Annotated in this window: 15 protein-coding genes; 7 read left to right on the forward strand and 8 right to left on the reverse strand. The window is 54.4% G+C overall.

Features of this window, described 5'->3' with window-relative positions:
* The first annotated feature begins 109 nt into the window (after positions 1 to 109).
* A complete protein-coding gene (gene ftsP / locus GW579_RS20705; RefSeq protein WP_152324043.1) occupies positions 110 to 1,525 on the forward strand; it encodes a cell division protein FtsP in 1,416 nt (471 codons plus the stop codon).
* A gap of 69 nt (positions 1,526 to 1,594) precedes the next feature.
* Here ftsP and dkgA read toward each other — a convergent pair whose 3' ends face one another.
* Both dkgA and ahr read right to left on the reverse strand, forming a co-directional pair.
* Positions 1,595 to 2,419, reverse strand: a complete 825-nt coding sequence (gene dkgA / locus GW579_RS20710; protein WP_152324042.1) for a 2,5-didehydrogluconate reductase DkgA — start codon at positions 2,417 to 2,419, stop codon at positions 1,595 to 1,597.
* Positions 2,420 to 2,554: 135 nt separating this feature from the next.
* Positions 2,555 to 3,595, reverse strand: coding sequence for an NADPH-dependent aldehyde reductase Ahr (gene ahr, locus GW579_RS20715; RefSeq protein ID WP_152324041.1), 1,041 nt, complete (start codon positions 3,593 to 3,595; stop codon positions 2,555 to 2,557).
* A 294-nt stretch (positions 3,596 to 3,889) separates the two neighbouring features.
* Here ahr and GW579_RS20720 point away from each other — a divergent pair, with 294 nt between their 5' ends.
* Complete coding sequence (locus tag GW579_RS20720; RefSeq protein WP_152324040.1) at positions 3,890 to 4,825, forward strand: AraC family transcriptional regulator; 936 nt, start codon at positions 3,890 to 3,892, stop codon at positions 4,823 to 4,825.
* A 9-nt stretch (positions 4,826 to 4,834) separates the two neighbouring features.
* Here the strand turns inward: GW579_RS20720 and GW579_RS20725 are convergent, their stop codons facing one another.
* The 5 genes from GW579_RS20725 to GW579_RS20745 form a co-directional block, all read right to left on the reverse strand.
* Positions 4,835 to 5,494: a DedA family protein gene (locus GW579_RS20725; RefSeq protein ID WP_101078434.1), complete on the reverse strand. Its 660-nt coding sequence runs from the start codon at positions 5,492 to 5,494 to the stop codon at positions 4,835 to 4,837.
* Between the two features lie 215 nt (positions 5,495 to 5,709).
* On the reverse strand, positions 5,710 to 6,903 hold the full coding sequence (gene metC / locus GW579_RS20730; RefSeq protein ID WP_165061497.1) for a cystathionine beta-lyase: 1,194 nt from the start codon (positions 6,901 to 6,903) through the stop codon (positions 5,710 to 5,712).
* Positions 6,904 to 7,079: 176 nt separating this feature from the next.
* Complete coding sequence (locus tag GW579_RS20735) at positions 7,080 to 8,372, reverse strand: TRAP transporter large permease (protein WP_165061499.1); 1,293 nt, start codon at positions 8,370 to 8,372, stop codon at positions 7,080 to 7,082.
* A 12-nt stretch (positions 8,373 to 8,384) separates the two neighbouring features.
* Positions 8,385 to 8,897: a TRAP transporter small permease gene (locus GW579_RS20740; RefSeq protein WP_152324037.1), complete on the reverse strand. Its 513-nt coding sequence runs from the start codon at positions 8,895 to 8,897 to the stop codon at positions 8,385 to 8,387.
* Positions 8,898 to 8,954: 57 nt separating this feature from the next.
* Positions 8,955 to 9,932 carry a TRAP transporter substrate-binding protein gene (locus GW579_RS20745; protein WP_165061501.1) on the reverse strand — a complete coding sequence of 326 codons (978 nt, stop codon included), beginning with the start codon at positions 9,930 to 9,932 and terminating at the stop codon, positions 8,955 to 8,957.
* A 520-nt stretch (positions 9,933 to 10,452) separates the two neighbouring features.
* On the opposite strand from GW579_RS20745, the gene exbB reads away from it, so the two are divergent.
* Positions 10,453 to 11,379, forward strand: coding sequence for a tol-pal system-associated acyl-CoA thioesterase (gene exbB / locus GW579_RS20750; RefSeq protein WP_206739003.1), 927 nt, complete (start codon positions 10,453 to 10,455; stop codon positions 11,377 to 11,379).
* Positions 11,380 to 11,388: 9 nt separating this feature from the next.
* A complete protein-coding gene (exbD, locus tag GW579_RS20755; protein WP_152324034.1) occupies positions 11,389 to 11,820 on the forward strand; it encodes a TonB system transport protein ExbD in 432 nt (143 codons plus the stop codon).
* Positions 11,821 to 11,896: 76 nt separating this feature from the next.
* On the opposite strand, the gene garD is transcribed toward exbD, so the two are convergent.
* Entirely contained in the window at positions 11,897 to 13,468 is a 1,572-nt protein-coding gene (gene garD, locus GW579_RS20760) for a galactarate dehydratase (RefSeq protein WP_152324033.1), read from the reverse strand.
* A 652-nt stretch (positions 13,469 to 14,120) separates the two neighbouring features.
* Here garD and garL point away from each other — a divergent pair.
* The 3 genes from garL to GW579_RS20775 all read left to right on the forward strand — a co-directional run bounded on the left by garL (position 14,121) and on the right by GW579_RS20775 (position 17,073).
* Positions 14,121 to 14,891, forward strand: coding sequence for a 2-dehydro-3-deoxyglucarate aldolase (gene garL / locus GW579_RS20765; protein ID WP_152324032.1), 771 nt, complete (start codon positions 14,121 to 14,123; stop codon positions 14,889 to 14,891).
* On the forward strand, positions 14,875 to 15,813 hold the full coding sequence (gene garR / locus GW579_RS20770) for a 2-hydroxy-3-oxopropionate reductase (protein ID WP_338105870.1): 939 nt from the start codon (positions 14,875 to 14,877) through the stop codon (positions 15,811 to 15,813). The genes garL and garR overlap by 17 nt, the downstream gene beginning before the upstream one ends.
* Before the next feature lie 120 nt (positions 15,814 to 15,933).
* Positions 15,934 to 17,073 (forward strand): glycerate kinase, encoded by a 1,140-nt coding sequence (locus GW579_RS20775; protein ID WP_152324030.1) that lies wholly within the window; start codon positions 15,934 to 15,936, stop codon positions 17,071 to 17,073.
* The last annotated feature ends 60 nt before the right edge of the window (positions 17,074 to 17,133 follow it).

A 17,133-nucleotide genomic window follows, 5' to 3' on the forward strand; every position in this document is an offset into this window, starting at 1 on the left:
GCAGGTTTTTAATATCCCTGCGGCCCGGCGGCGTCAGAGCAGAAATTCTGTTGCCATTGATGGCGATGGTTATTAACACAGCTCTTGATTTTGTTTTCATGGAGAAGATATGTCACTCAGTCGTCGCTCGTTCCTGCAAGCCTCCGGCGTGGCTCTTGCCGCAGGTGCTCTGCCATTTAAAGCAGAAGCGAGTGGTTCGCAACCGGCATTACCCGTTCCCCCGCTGCTGGAATCCCGCCGCGGGCAACCGCTGTTTCTGACGTTACAGGCGGCCCACTGGTCATTCCTGGGTGGCGCTAAAGCGCCGGTGTGGGGCATCAATGGCATGTATCTTGGCCCGACAGTCAAAGTGCATAACGGTGATGACGTAAAACTTATCTACAGCAACCGCCTGGCTGAGCCCGTTTCGATGACCATCAGCGGATTGATGGAGCCGGGAACGCTGACCGGCGGCGCGGCGCGCATGATGCAGCCTGGCGTTGACTGGTCGCCGGTATTGCCCATTCGTCAGGCAGCCGCCACCTGCTGGTATCACGCGAATACGCCCAACCGCATGGCGCCGCACGTCTATAACGGGCTGGCGGGGATGTGGATTGTTGAGGATGAAGTCAGTAAAAATCTGCCGTTGCCCAACCATTACGGCGTTGATGATTTCCCGCTGATCATTCAGGACAAACGGCTGGATGGTTTTGGCGTGCCACAATATGATACCCCGGCTTCCGGTGGATTCTTTGGCGATACCATGCTGGTCAACGGCGTACAAAGCCCGTATGTCGAAGTGTCCCGCGGGTGGGTACGTTTGCGTTTGCTAAATGCGTCGAATGCGCGCCGTTATGAACTGAGCATGACCGACAACCGTGCGTTCCACGTTGTGGCTTCCGATCTCGGTTTTCTGCCTGCGCCGCTGACGGTGAAACGTCTGTCGCTTGGACCGGGTGAGCGCCGCGAAGTGCTGGTGGATATGTCACAGGGCGAAGAAGTCTCGATTACTGCGGGCGATGCGGCGGGTGTTATGGACAGACTGCGTGGTCTGTTTGAGCCCTCGAGCATTCTGGTTTCTACCATCGTCCTGACGCTCAAACCTACCGGCCTTTTACCGCTGGTCACCGACAATCTGCCGATGCGTTTACTGGCCGATCAAATCATGACCGGCAATGTGGTTCGCAGCCGCGACCTGCGTCTTGGCGACAGCCAGCCGGGTATTAACGGCGCGATGTGGGACATCAACCGCCTCGACCTGACCGCACAGCAAGGGACGTGGGAACGCTGGACCGTGCATGCGGATATGCCGCAGACCTTCCATGTCGAAGGCGTGTCTTTCCTGGTGAAAAGCGTGAACGGTGCGGCACCGCTGGTGGAAGATGCCGGATTCAAAGACACCGTCTGGGTTGATGGCGACGTGGAATTGTTGGTGTTTTTCAATCAGCCTTCGTATGACCATTTCCCGTTCACCTACCGCAGCGGAACGCTGGAACTGGCCGATCGCGGTTCCGCAGGCAACATGCTGGTTCAGCCGTCGATGTAATGGCAGAGCGCCTACGCATCAAAAGAAAACCCGCCACTGGCGGGTTTTTTGTTTACAGCTGCGGGAAAATTACAGGTCTTTCGCCGGATCCGGCCCCAGACGCTGTTCTTTATCCAGCTTGGTGACTTCCGCCAGTTCTTCTTTCTCCAGCTTGAAATCAAATACGTCGAAGTTTTCGCGGATACGTTTTGGCGTCACGGATTTCGGGATAACAATCAGCCCGTTGTCCAGATGCCAGCGGATGACAATCTGCGCCGGCGTTTTGTTGTATTTCTCAGCCAGTTTCTGAATCAGAGGCTGATCAAACACACCTTCGCCGCCCTGTGCCAGCGGGCTCCAGGATTCGGTGGCGATAGTGTGCGTGGCGTTCCAGGCGTGCAGCTGACGCTGTTGCATCAGCGGGTGCAGCTCAATCTGGTTCACCACCGGGAAAATACCGGTTTCATCTTTCAGTTTCTGCAAATGCTCCAGCGGGAAATTACAGACGCCGACGCTTTTCGCCAGCCCTTGTTCTTTCAGTTTCAGCAGCGCTTTCCACGCATCGACATAATGGCCCTGCGCTGGCTGCGGCCAGTGGATCAGATACAAATCGACGTAATCAGTTCTCAGCTTTTTAAGGCTGGTTTCCAGCGCCTGTGGGGCGTTTAACTGATCGTCATTCCACAGTTTGGTGGTAATAAACAGCTCTTCGCGGGGAACGAGATTGGCGGCAATCGCTTCGCCGACGCCTTCCTCATTTTTGTAGATAGCGGCCGTATCGATATGACGATAGCCGGTTTCAATGGCCGTTTTCACCGCGCTGGTGGCTTCCTGATTACTGGCTTTCCATACGCCAAGTCCTAACTGAGGCATCAGGTTGCCATCGTGAAGTTTAATGATGGGTTGCGTTGCCATGAGGTTCTCCTTTCAGGGCAGAGTGCCCGCCGCAAAGCACGGGCACAGAGTAGTGAAGGCTTCAGCCTGACGTTAAGTCTAGTTAACGAAACGTCATCTTGCTGAGCAGGCTACTTATTTTATTGCGAACGCTTGTTACGCGTTCATATCCAGAACGACGCGGTAACGCGCTTTTCCTTCGTGCAGATGTTCAACCGCATCGTTAATTTTGCTCAGCGGGAAGTGCTCAACCTGCGGGGTGATTTCGTGACGGGCACAGAACGCCAGCATGTCGGCCAGACGCGAAGGTGAACCGGTCGGTGAACCAGAAACCTCAGCCTGTTTGCTGATAAGCGCCATCACATGCAAAGGAACGGCTTCCGGTACGACGCCCACAAAGTGCAACCGGCCTTTCGGTGCCAGCGTGCCGATAAAGGCATCCCAGTCCAGTGAGGCGTTGGCCGTCACCATGATGAAATCCAGTTCACCGGCGATTTTCTTCAGTTCATCGCTGTCGCGGGTGGCGACCACGCGGTGTGCGCCGAGTGACAGAGCTTCATCACGTTTTGCCAGAGACGAGGTAAACGCCGTGACTTCGCAGCCCCACGCATTCAGGAAGCGCAGCGCCATGTGGCCTAAACCGCCGATACCGACGACCCCCACGCGGTGCGTTGGCAGAACGCCAAACTGCAACAGCGGGTTAAACACAGTGATGCCGCCGCAGAACAGCGGGCCCGCGCTGGTAACGTCTACGCCTTCCGGAAGCGGGATCGCCCACGCCCAGTGACTGCGTATGCGATCCGCGAAGCCGCCGTGATGACCGATAATCGTGGCTTCAACATCGTGGCAAAGATGCTGATCGCCGGACATACAAGGGTGGCAGTGCATACAGCTGCCACGGTTCCAGCCCACGCCCACAATCTGGCCAACTTTAAGCCCTTTGTTGCGCGCATGGTCGCCGATTTTGACAATTTTACCGACTACTTCATGGCCCGGCACGAACGGATATTGGGTGATGCCCCAGTCGTTATTGAGCATTGAGAGATCGGAGTGGCAGACGCCGCAGTAATCAATGGCGACTTCAATTTCTTCGTCACCGATTGGGCCGGCGTCGAATTGGAAAGCTTCAAGAGGCTGATTCGGGCCGGCAGCGGCCCAGGCGTTAAACGTATTTTCGGCAGCGGTAGGTGCAGACATAATTCTCTCCTGACATTGAATTTTTGAAAATTAGGGAGTTATTGAGAAATCGGGCCGGTGACAAAACGTTTGTCACGAACAGCGTATGAAAGGTACGTTCATACAGACTAGCAGTTCACTGCATTTGTGCAGGAAGATGCGACTGCGGAAAGAGGGATTAACTGTAAGAGAAAATCGCCGCAAGGAAGATGCACATTTCTGCCAGAGTCTTGCCTGATCCTGCAAGTCTCTGTAGAAAATGAAACGCCTGTGGCAAAATCGATGCCAGTTTATCGTCTATCCGGAGCAGGAATAATGGAAAATGTGGACAGCTTGTGTGCCCGTCTGGCGGCGCGAGTGGCGCATCTTAGCGGGAATAAAAACCTCAGTCCGTCGGCGGTGCCACAGGTTACGCTAATGCACACCACACGTTACCATCCGCGCCAGCCGGTTTTGTACAATCCTGGCGTAGTGATCCTCTTTCAGGGTCGTAAAGTCGGTTATCTGGGCAAGAAAACCTTCTCCTACGATCCGCATAATTATCTGATGCTGACCGTTCCCCTGCCGTTCGAATGTGAAACGTTCAGCAGCCCCGAAGAACCGATGGCCGGGATCCAGATCAGCATTGATACGCTGATGTTGCAGGATTTGCTGATGGACATGGGGGATGAAACCGTGGCGCGTCAGAAAGATTCTTCAACCGGTATCAATTCAGGCGTTCTGGACGATGATATTTTATGCGCGACCGAACGCCTGCTGAGCGTTCTGGATAAACCGCTTCACGCCCGCGTGCTGGGGCCGAAGATCATCCGCGAAATCCTGTTCTTTATCCTGACCAGTGAAAACGGCGGCGCACTTCAGGCGCTGGTTAACCGCCACACGCACTTTAGCCAGATTGCCAAATCCCTGCGTCGCATCGAAGCGCAATATGCGGATAACCTCAGCGTGGAAGCGCTGGCGAGCGAGGTGAACATGAGTATTTCGGCATTTCACCACAACTTCAAAGCGGTAACGAGCACGTCGCCTTTGCAGTATCTGAAAACCTACCGGCTGCACAAAGCGCGAATGCTGATGATTTATGACGGCGTGAAAGCCAGCGTGGCGGCGTTGCAGGTGGGATATGAAAGCGCATCGCAGTTCAGCCGCGAGTTTAAGCGCTATTTTGGGGTGACGCCGAGCGATGAAATGGCCCGCCTGCGCGAAGGCAGTTCGGGCGTTTTAGCACTGGCGGATGTGGCCTTTAAAGCGTGATATGCGTGCTCAGAAACGGCATTTACGTTTTTTCCACACCACCAGCAATCCACCGGCAAGCCCGATAACCAGCAGCAGAACCGGTAAAATCATCAGACCCGCCATGACCTGATCCTCATGGCGCTTCACTACCGGAATGTGGCTCAGCGCGAAGCCCAGCGAAATCACCACCCCTACCCACAAAATCGCGCTCAGCCAGTTAAAGAACTGGAAGCGCGCATTGTTCAGGCCGGAAATACCGGCAATGGTCGGTAACAGCGTGCGGACAAACGCCAGAAAACGGCCAACCAGCAGCGCCGTCAGCCCGTGACGGGTGAACATCTGGTGCGCGCGCTGATGATAATGTGCGGGAAGCTGTAGCAGCCAGCCTTTGACCATCTTCGTGTGTCCGAGCCAGCGCCCCTGAATATAGCTCAGCCAGCAGCCGAGACTGGCGGCGGTCACCAGAATAATCATCGTTGGAATGAAGCTCATCACACCTTTGGCGATGAGCGCACCGGTCAGCAGCAGAAGGCTGTCGCCCGGCAGGAAAGAAGCGGGAAGAAGTCCGTTTTCAAGAAACAGCGTCGTGAACAGTACAGCGTAGATAACCCAGAGAAGATTCGGGTCGGCGAGCATACTGAAATCATGCCGCCAGAGTGCATGAAAAATGTCGCAAATAACTGCCATATTCTGTCCTGTTGCTAATCATTAAAAACTGTCACTTGCCAGTGTACCAAGGATCCCTTGTCCGTATGTTGATCTGAGGCGGCTGTAAAAAGACAGAACACTCCGGCGATAGTTCACCGGAGCTATAGGTAGAGCTTACAGATTATTCTCATTTTGCGAATGAAAATCCGACAGATACCTTACCGATCTGCGCGGTGTGTCGCAATCTCTCCCGCTCAGGCTGCTGCAATTCTCTCAAATGCGGCAGAAAGGTCGGCAATCAGGTCATCGCTATTTTCCAGCCCGATGTGAAGACGCACCAGCGTACCGGTAAAATCAACGGTTTCTGCCGGACGGATCGCCTGAATTTCTTCCGGCTGATTGGCCAGAACCAGCGATTCAAAACCGCCCCAGGAATACGCCATGCTGAAATGTTCGAAGTGATCGAGATAGTCGGAAAGCTGCTGTTTGCTCAGGCGCTGCTTGAGGATGAACGAGAACAAACCACAGCTGCCGGTGAAATCGCGCTTCCAGAATTCGTGGCCTTTGCTGCCCGGTAACGCCGGATGGTTTACGGTTTCCACTTCCGGCCGCTCTGACAGCCACTTCGCAATACGGATACTGCTTTCTTCATGCTGTTTCAGCCGCACGCCCATCGTCCGCAGTCCGCGGCTGGCAACGTATGCGGTGTCGGCGTCAACCATTTGCCCCATCAGATAAGAGTGCTCGCGCAACTGTTCCCAGCAACGTTCGTTGGATACCGCCGTACCAATCATGGCGTCGGAATGGCCGACGATATATTTGGTCCCGGCCTGAATGGAAATATCGATATCAAATTCCAGCGCCTTGAACAGAATGCCCGCCGCCCAGGTGTTGTCGATCATAATCACCACGTCCGGAGATACGGCGCGCACGGCTTTCACCATTGCCGGGATATCCGGCACTTCCATGGTGATCGAGCCCGGTGATTCGAGGAAAACGACTTTGGTGTTGGGCTGCATCAGCGAACCTAACTCCGCGCCAATGTCAGCACGGAAATAGGTGGTGGAGACGCCGAGTTTTTTCAGCACTTTTTCGCAGAAATCTTGTGTGGGTTCGTAAGCGGAACCCGCCACCAGAATATGGTCGCCGGTGCCCACAAACGACAACACCGCATTGCTGACCGCCGCCGCGCCGCACGGATAAAGCGCGCAACCCGCGCCGCCTTCCAGCTCAACCATCGCCTGTTGCAGGGAGAAGTGCGTCAGGGTGCCGCGGCGTCCGTAAAACAGCTCGCCGTTGGCGCGGTTGGCGGTGGCGTGTTTTTTGTCGGCCACGGTTTCAAATACCAGTGATGACGCACGCTGGATAACCGCATTCACTGAGCCTTGCGTAAACTTCTTGTCCCTTCCGGCGCTGACCAGCGCGGTTTCAATTTTTTTAGACGACATAATCCGTATTTCACCCTGTTTGTAGCGCGGCACACTGTGGCATCCGCTGATATGCAATTAACTTAACATGATGAATTTCAGGGATCAGGCTTTTGGCGGGTGGATGAGAAAATTTCAGCAACACGGTCAAAAAAAGCCCGTCTTCACGACGGGCAAGGGAGAAACACGGGCTGGCGTCAGCCGGTATAAACGCCGAAAAGTTTGGGCAGGAACAGCGAAATGGTCGGGATATACGTCACCAGCATCAGCACCGCAAACAGCACGCAGTAGAACGGCAACATGGCTTTCACCACTTTTTCGATGCTCTGCTTACTCACTGCACTGGCGACAAAGAGCACCGAACCGACCGGCGGAGTGATAAGCCCGATCCCCAGATTCACCAGCATGATCATGCCGAAATGCACCGGATCAATGCCGAGTGATAAGACCACGGGCAACAGGACAGGCGTGAGGATCAGAATGATCGGCGCCATATCCATGAGTGTGCCGATCAGCAGAAGCATGATGTTGATCCACATGAGGATCACGTATTTATTGTCGGAAATGGAGGTGAAGAATTCAGTGATGCGCATCGGCAGCTGCATGTAGGTCATCACCGCGCCAAAGCTGGCGGCAAAGCCAATCAGAATCATCACGATGCTGACGGTTTTGACCGTGCGGTACATCAGTTTCGGCAGTTCGCTCCATTTATAATCGCGGTAGATAAACATAGTGACGAAGAACGACCATAAACAGGCGATGGCGGCGGATTCCGTTGCGGTAAATATCCCGCTGAGAATACCGCCCATGATGATGACCACCGTCATCAGCCCCCACAGTGTGTCGATAAAAATCTTCAGTGCCTGACGGAACGGCACCCGTTCGCCTTTCGGATAACCGCGTTTGTGCGCGAATAATACGCACATCACCATCAGCGTCAGGCTGAGCAGCAAACCGGGCAGAATACCGGCGATAAACAGCGCGGCAATTGAAACGGTGCCGCCGGTGGCCAGTGAGTAAATCACCGAGTTATGGCTGGGCGGTGTCAGAATCGCCTGCACCGAACCACTGGCTGTGACGGCAGCGGCGAAATCGCGCGGATACCCTTTTTTCTCCATCTCCGGGATCATCACCGAACCAATTGATGCAGTATCCGCCACCGAAGAGCCGGAAATCGCCCCGAAAAATGTCGATGCCACGATGTTCACCAGCGACAGACCGCCGCGGATAAATCCGACAAAAATATATGCAAAACTCACCAGCCTGCGGGCAATGCCGCCTTCGGCCATAATCGCACCCGCCAGAATAAAGAACGGGATCGCCAGCAGCGAAAACTTGTTCACGCCGTTAGTCAGCTGAATCATCAGCGCTTCAAACGGCAGATCAATCCACCACGCGCCGGCCAGCGCGCTAAGCCCGACGGCATAGGCGACCGGTACGCCAATCGCCAGCATCGCCGCCAGCGTTAACAACAAGATTAATGCATCCATATCAGACTCCGGTCAGGCGTCAGAATTGCCCAGCATCACGACAGGCCGCTGGTGCTGCGGTCCGGCAATGATCTGCTCAATGATGAATAACAGCGTCAGCGCAGAACCTACCGGCAACGGCAGATAGGTTTGTCCGGCAGTCAGCAGCGGGAACTCCGCGACCGGCTGCTGCCAGAGTTCACTGCACAATTGCAGGCTGTACCAGAAAATAAACACGCTGATCGCCAGCATCATCAGGTCAGCCAGCAAGGCAGAGAATTTTTTCATCGCAGGCGGCAGACGGTCGGTGACCATGGCGACGACAATGTGCGAACCCGCGCGGTAGCTGACGGCGGCACCGATAAAGGTGAATGTCACCATGCACATAATCGCGATGGGTTCAGGCCAGGAGAGGGCGCTGTTCAGGACGTAGCGGGCGAAAATACCGATGGGAATGACCGCCACCATCAGCAATAAAGCCAGCCCGGCCAGCCACATTGCGCCACGATAAAAGATGTCCATCAGGGTGTGATAACCGGAAACCATAAGTTCCTCCGCTGAAGTGTCGGGAAAGAGGCAGCGGACGCTGCCCGGTTCAACGAATTACTGAACGTCAGCGATTTGCTGCATCAGTTCCTGATGGTCTTTACCGAATTCATCGCGCACGGATTGCGTGGCTTTCACGTAGGTCGCCGGATCGATATCCTGGAATTTCACGCCGCCCGCTTTCATCGTCGCCAGCGCTTTCTCGTTATAGGCTTTCCACAGCTCGCGCTGCTCGTCCTGCGCCTCTTTGGCCAGTTTGAGGATCAACTGCTGGTCTTCGGGTTTCAGCTTGTCCCACTTCACTTTTGAATACAGGAACAGCTCCGGAATGATGAAGTGGCGGCTGTAGGTGTAGTTTTTCACCACCGGCAGATAGTTGTGCGCGACAAATGTCGGCGGGTTATTTTCCGTGCCATCGATAACCCCGGTTTGCATCCCGCTGAACACCTCACTGACGCCCATCGCCACCGGGTTTGCGCCCATGGCTTTCAGCGTCGCCAGCGCAATCGGGCTGCCCTGAACGCGGATTTTCATGCCGTGCAAATCTTCCGGTTTCACCACCGGTTCTTTAGTGATCAGGTTACGTGTTCCGCCGTCCATCCAGCCGAGAAATACCAGACGCGAGTTGGGATTGCTGGTGATCTTGTCGCCGATTGATTTCCCAATCTGGCCGTCCAGCACCTTATGCATGTGGTCTTCATCGCGGAAAATATACGGGAGGGTGAATACGTTGATTTCAGGGAGAATCGAGGCAACCGGCGTCATGGATACGCGGATAATATCCAGAGCGCCCAGTTGTGCCTGCTCGATTTCCTGTTTTTCATCGCCGAGCACACCGCCGGGGAACGTTTTGATTTCCAGGCGTCCGTCGGTTTGTTGTTGCAGCTTTTCGCCCATGTGCTGAACGGCGACCACATTGGGATAGCCCTGCGGATGCACATCGGCGGCTTTCAGCGTTTGCGCGGCAAGAGCAGGGGGAAATAACAGGGTGGCGGAACTCAGGCAAAGGCTGAGAAGTGCTTTCTGCATTTTCATCAGTTTGTCTCCAGGGTACTCGGTAAGGGAAAGAAAATGAGAGCAAGCGTCGATCAGGGCGAACGGAAGAACCGGCCTGTTCATTATGAAAAAGGTCTAAATAAGCTTTTAAATTATAGGGATACAAGACGTGCCGGTGTGCGGTCTTCGCCTGTGCAAGCACCTTATCCTATTTTGTGTTGTGCGGTATTTGAGCGTTATCACAAACTCATAACAAATGTAAAAAGGTGTTACTTAATATTTAAAACGTTGTTTTGCCTTTAGTAATGAAAGTCAGATGATTGATTTACCATGTGATTTTTGCAGGAAATGTGATGAAGGTGGAATTGTTCATCCTTTATGCAAACCCGATAAACCTTGTCATCTGTCAATGACACGCGGGCCGCGAGGCGCGACAATGTAAATAATAATGAGAACGACTATCAATTAGGGCTTTTTCTTTGATATCATTCGGCGTTATTCATTCCTTCTACACACTGATTCTGGCTGGAGGCGACGCGTGAAAACGGCTCGCAATAAGATGAAAGAGGCGACTTCACTACTGATGTCGTTAATGTTGGTTGCTGGCTTAAGCGGCAACGCGATGGCCGCACCTGCGACGCCTGCGGCACAAGCCGTGACTTCTGCGGCGGCTCAACCTGCAACGGCTGACACCCCGGCACCGGCTTCAGCTGATGCGACCCCTGCTCCGTTAATGCAACCTGCGCCGACCGAAGCGACGCCTGTCATTCCTACCGATTTGTCTGTATTAGGCATGTATCACCACGCTGACGTGGTGGTGAAAACTGTGATGATTGGCCTGCTGCTGGCTTCCGTCGTCACCTGGGCGCTGCTGTTTAGCAAAGGCGCTGAAGTCTTCAGCGGTAAACGGCGCATGCGTCGCGAATTCGATGCGTTGTCTTCCGTGCGTACGCTGGATGAAGCCGCTGAGCAGGCCGAAAGCTTTGCCGCCAGCAGCATCAGCGCGCAGATGATTCGCGATGCGCAGAACGAACTGGAGTTGTCTGCCGGTTCCACCGACAACAACGGTATTAAAGAACGTACCGGTTTCCGCCTTGAGCGCCGCGTCAGCGCCGCTGGCCGTTACATGGGGCGTGGCAACGGCATACTGGCGACCATCGGGGCAATTTCTCCATTCGTCGGCCTGTTCGGTACAGTCTGGGGCATCATGAACAGCTTCATTGGTATCGCGCAAACGCAGACCACCAACCTTGCGGTCGTCGCACCGGGTATCGCTGAAGCCTTGCTGGCAACGGCTGTCGGCCTGATTGCTGCGATCCCGGCCGTGGTTATCTACAACATTTTCGCCCGTACCATTACCTCTTACCGCCATCAGGTAGGCGATGTGGCGGCGCAGATTATCCTGTTACAGGGCCGTGATCTGGACCTGGCTGCCAGCGAAGGCGATGCGCCACGCGGTCAGACGGGTCAGTTACGCGTAGGGTAAGAACAGATTATGGCTATTCGGTTAAACGACGATATCGACGAAAGCGGTGAAATGCATGACATCAACGTCACGCCTTTTATCGACGTCATGCTGGTGTTACTGATTATCTTCATGGTGGCAGCGCCGCTGGCTACCGTCGATGTGCGGGTAGACTTACCGGCCTCGACGGCAAAAGCGCAGCCGCGTCCTGAGAAGCCGATCTTCCTGACGGTGAAATCTGACAAGCAGCTGTTCCTCGGTGATAACCCGGTAAACAGCGACAACCTGACCGCGATGCTCGACCAGCGCACGCAGGGCAACAAGCAGAGTACGATTTTCTTCCGTGCGGATAAGACCGTGGATTACGAAACGCTGATGAGCGTGATGGATAACTTGCGTAAAGCCGGTTATCTGAAAGTCGGTCTGGTCGGTGCTGAACAGACCGGTGCTGCGGTGAAATAAATCCTGACGCCCCAGACGCACAAAAACAGAAAAGGCCAGCATTTGCTGGCCTTTTGCTTTCCTGAAACACTAAAACTCAGGTCACCGGCGCCGGGTTAAACACCGCCAGCGCATTGTGGATGCCCCAGGTGTCTGACCAGGTTTTCTTACGGCCGCTGGCGATATCCAGAATAAAGCGGAACAACTCCCAGCCGACGTCTTCGATAGTCGCATCACCGGTTGCGATCGTCCCTGCGTTGATGTCCATCAGGTCATGCCAGCGGTTTGCCAGCGTGGTACGCGTCGCCATCTTAATGACCGGAACTGCCAGCAGGCCGTAAGGCGTACCGCGACCGGTGGTGAACACCTGCACGGTAATGCCTGACGCCAGTTGCTGCGTACCGCAGACAAAATCGCTGGCAGGTGTGGCGGCGTAGATCAAACCTTTTTTCGTCGGACGCTGTCCGGGTGACAGAACTTCCGAGATAGCACTGGTGCCGGATTTGGCGATCGAGCCGAGCGCTTTTTCGACCACGTTCGCCAGACCGCCTTTTTTGTTGCCCGGCGACGGGTTGGCGCTGCGATCGGTCTGGCCCATCGACAGGTAATTATCATACCAGGCCATTTCTTCCAGCAGGCGTTTCCCGACATCCACGTCAGCCGCTCGCGGTGTCAGCAGATGGATGGCGTCGCGGACTTCGGTGACTTCGGAGAACATCACGGTCGCGCCGCAGCGCACCAGCAGGTCCGATGCAAAGCCGACTGCCGGGTTCGCCGTAACGCCCGAGAACGCGTCACTGCCGCCACATTGTGTGCCGACGACCAGATCCGACGCCGGGCAGGTTTCGCGCTGGCGGCTGTTCAGGCGCTGAAGATGGAACTGCGCGACGGTGAGAATATCGTCCACCATCGACTGGAAGCCGACGTGCTGTTCATCCTGCAAACGCACGATGTGGGTGTCATCGAGCGAAATCGCCTGCACGTCCGGCGTACCTTCCAGCAAACGTTCCGGCTGCAATTTCTCGCAACCCAGCCCGACGACCATCACTTCGCCGCCAAAATTCGGGTTCAGCGCCAGATTGTGGATAGTACGGATCGGCACAATGGCCGCGGGCGCGTTGATTGCCACGCCGCAACCGTAAAGGTGATTGAGTGCAACAACGCCGTCGACATTGGGGAATTTTGGCAATAAATCACGCTCGATGATTTTCACCACGTAATCCACTACGCCCGCCACGCAGTGAACGCTGGTGGTGATCCCCAGAAGGTTCTTCGTGCCTACGCTGCCGTCATCATTGCGATAACCTTCGAACGTATAACCTTCCAGCGGCGGCAACGGTTGCGGGACACGTGTCGCCAGCGGCAGACTGTTGAGTTCCGGCGCAACCGGCAGCTCTACCAGGGATTCATCAATCCAGCCGCCTCGCGCGATATCCCGAACGGCATAACCAATGACTTCACCATAACGAATTATATCGCCGCCTTTCGCAATAGGGGTTAAAGCCACTTTGTGGCCTTGCGGGATATGCTCAATTAATTCCAGACCGTTAGAAAATCGGGTGCCGGCTTTTAAACCATTGTCATTAACAATAATAGCAACGTTATCGCTTTCATGAACCTTTATAAAAAGCGCTTCGGTAGCATGTTCTTTATCTTTATTACGTGACATAACTGTCTCCGCTTTATTAAATATCCTGAAAGAAGGCTTCAGGTAATTCTCTGAACGTTACGCTGACACTCTTGCTGTCCGTACGGAAGAGGGAGTTCATTATAAAGGACTGATGCCGGAAGCTCATTGTGCAACTGACCAGCTTTTTGCCCGCAGAGCGTTATTCTGTGGGGCAGGTGACAGATTAAATGTGATGAACATCACCCTTTGTTTTGCAGGGATATCCGGTTTTCACAATCTGTGATTTTCCTCCCACGCTGATGTGTGTATGCAAAAGAATAGTCACAATAACATCGTGCATTCTTGTGCGATTGCACAGTGTTATTTTGAGCCCTGTTTTTTATACTGTATTGGCTCTCAGGAAGCATTTTGGAACACCCTGTGGGTTAATTTAACGCAAGGATAAATGCACGAAACGCGGGTTTTATATAAGTTTTTTTCGCAGGAAATAATAGAAAATAGAAAAATAAAACAGTATTCCAAAACTGAATTTTTTCCTGCGAAAAATTCTGCATAAATAGTGTGATGTGCAACATGAGAGTTCAGCTCCGGCCCGATGCTGCTGAACCTAAGCGTCTGAAACTCGAAAACAGTAAATTGCGATGGCGGGTTTTCCGGGCACTCCGGCTCCCGCTCCATAACGAGGTTAGAGATGAGTAATCAAATGATTCCAAACCGGTTCCGCCAGGACTTATTGCAAGGGAAAACCCTGATTGGCTGCTGGTCAGCGCTGTGCAATCCGATCTCCACAGAAGTGCTCGGTGTGGCGGGTTTTGACTGGCTGCTGCTTGATGGCGAACACGCGCCGAATGATGTCACGACGTTTGTTCCGCAGCTGATGGCGCTGAAAGGCAGCCGCAGTGCGCCGGTTGTGCGCCCGCAATTTAATGATCCGGTCGTCATCAAACGCCTGCTGGATATTGGTTTCTATAACTTCCTGATCCCGTTTGTTGAAACACAGGAACAGGCCGAACGCGCCGTGGCATCTACCCGTTATCCGCCAGCGGGGATCCGCGGCGTTTCGGTTTCTCATCGCAGCAATATGTTCGGCACCGTGCCGGATTATTTCACCAGCATTAACGACAACATCGCGGTTATGGTGCAGATCGAAAGTCAGCAAGGCGTCGACAACCTTGATGCGATTGCGGCCGTTGACGGCATCGACGGCATCTTTGTCGGCCCGAGCGATCTGGCAGCGGCCATGGGACATCTCGGTAATGCCGGACACCCGGAAGTTCAGGCGGCAATCCGTCACATTTTTGAACGTGCAAAAGCACACGGCAAGGCCAGCGGCATTCTGGCACCGGTTGAAGCGGACGCACGTCGCTATCTGGACTGGGGCGCAACCTTTGTTGCCGTCGGTAGTGATTTAGGCGTTTTCCGCGCCGGTACTCAGGCGCTGTGCGATCGCTTTACCCAGTGAACCGGTCTCATCACATCAATATAAAGAGGATACCCGAATGAAAATTGGCTTTATTGGTTTAGGCATCATGGGCAAACCTATGAGCAAAAACCTGCTGAAAGCAGGTTATGAGGTTGTCGTGATGGACCGTAATCAGGACGCGGTCGGCGAAGTTGTGAAACTGGGCGCAACGTCCGCGGAAACACCGAAAGCGGTCGCTGCGCTCTCTGACGTCATCATCACCATGTTACCGAATTCACCGCAGGTCAAAGAAGTGGCGCTGGGCGAAAATGGCCTGATTGAAGGCGCGCGTCCGGGTACGATTTTCATCGACATGAGTTCTATCGCACCGCTGGCCAGCCGTGAAATCAGCCAGGCGCTGACCGCGAAAGAAATCGCGATGCTCGATGCGCCGGTTTCCGGCGGCGAACCGAAAGCCATCGACGGCACCATGTCCGTCATGGTCGGCGGAGATAAAGCGGTCTTCGAAAAATGCTATGAAATCATGAAATCCATGGCCGGTTCCGTGGTGCATACCGGTGATATCGGCGCAGGAAACGTCACCAAACTGGCGAATCAGGTCATTGTGGCGCTGAACATTGCGGCGATGTCCGAAGCGCTGGTGCTGGCGACCAAAGCGGGCGTGGATCCTGATTTAGTTTTCCAGGCGATTCGCGGCGGTCTGGCGGGAAGTACGGTTCTGGAAGCAAAAGCACCGATGGTGATGGATCGCAACTTCAAACCGGGATTCCGTATCGATTTGCATATCAAAGATTTAGCCAACGCGCTGGACACTTCTCACGGCGTCGGCGCGCAACTGCCTCTGACCTCGCTGGTCATGGAAATGATGCAGGCACTGAAAGCGGATGGTCACGGGCAATCTGACCATAGCGCCATTGCACGCTATTATGAAACCTTAGCGAAGGTTGAAGTTACCCGTTAGTCTGTGGTGGCAACGTGGCCTAAAATCGTCAAACAGGCCGCGTTTCCCTTCAGGCAGGATGCAAAACTGACAGGACGCTTTTCCACTTCGGCGCGTGCAGTTTATGAAGGTAATGACTTTATGAAAATAGTGATCGCACCGGATTCATACAAAGAAAGTTTGTCTGCTTTGGATGTGGCAAAGGCCATCGAGAGTGGTTTCCGTGAGATTTTCCCCGAGGCGGAGTATGTCAAACTGCCGGTTGCTGACGGTGGTGAAGGCACCGTCGAAGCGATGGTGGCGGCGACCGGAGGCCGCGTGGTTAAGGTGACTGTCACCGGGCCGCTGGGCACGCCACTTGAGGCTTTCTTCGGGCTCTCCGGGGATGAGAAAATCGCTTTCATTGAGATGGCGGCCGCCAGCGGGCTGGAAAGTGTGCCTGCGGCGCAGCGCAACCCCCTCAAAACCACCTCTTTCGGTACGGGCGAGCTGATCCATTCCGCGCTCGACCATGGCGTTAAACATTGCATTATTGGCATCGGCGGTAGCGCCACAAATGACGGCGGGGCAGGCATGATGCAGGCGCTGGGCGCAAAACTGCTGACCAAAGAAGGCAAGCAAATTGGTCAGGGTGGTGGCGAGCTGGAGAAACTGCACCATATCGACATCAGCGAACTGGATCCCAGAATTAAAAAATGCCGCTTTGAAGTGGCCTGTGATGTCACCAATCCGCTGACCGGAAAAGACGGCGCTTCTGCGATCTTCGGGCCGCAAAAAGGCGCGACGCCAGAAATGATCGAACAGCTCGATGGCTATCTGCATCATTATGCGCGGGTGATCAAAAAGGATCTGGGCATTGACGTTGAGCATGTTCCGGGTGCCGGCGCGGCAGGCGGAATGGGCGCGGCGTTGTTCGGATTCTGCCATGCTGAACTTCGTCAGGGTATTGAGATTGTCACGGACGCGCTGGGTCTTGATGCGCTGGTGAAAGACGCCACGCTGGTTATCACCGGCGAAGGGCGCATCGATAGCCAGAGCATCAACGGTAAAGTGCCGATTGGTGTCGCGCGGGTCGCCAAGCGTTATAACAAACCTGTCATTGGTATCGCAGGCAGCCTGACCAAAGATGTGGATGTCGTTTACAGCCACGGACTGGACGCCGTTTTCAGTGTGCTTTACAGCATTTGTACGCTGGATGATGCTCTGAAAAATGCCGCAGACAATCTGCGCAAGTCGGCACGTAATATTGCCGCCACCATTAAGTTATCGCAAAAACTCTGAGCTGAAACGGTCAGTATAAAAAACCGGTGTCCAGGCCCAGCCTGCGCCGGTTTTTGTATT

It is taken from the genome of Rahnella contaminans (assembly GCF_011065485.1).
In the GTDB taxonomy this organism is placed as follows: domain Bacteria; phylum Pseudomonadota; class Gammaproteobacteria; order Enterobacterales; family Enterobacteriaceae; genus Rahnella; species Rahnella contaminans.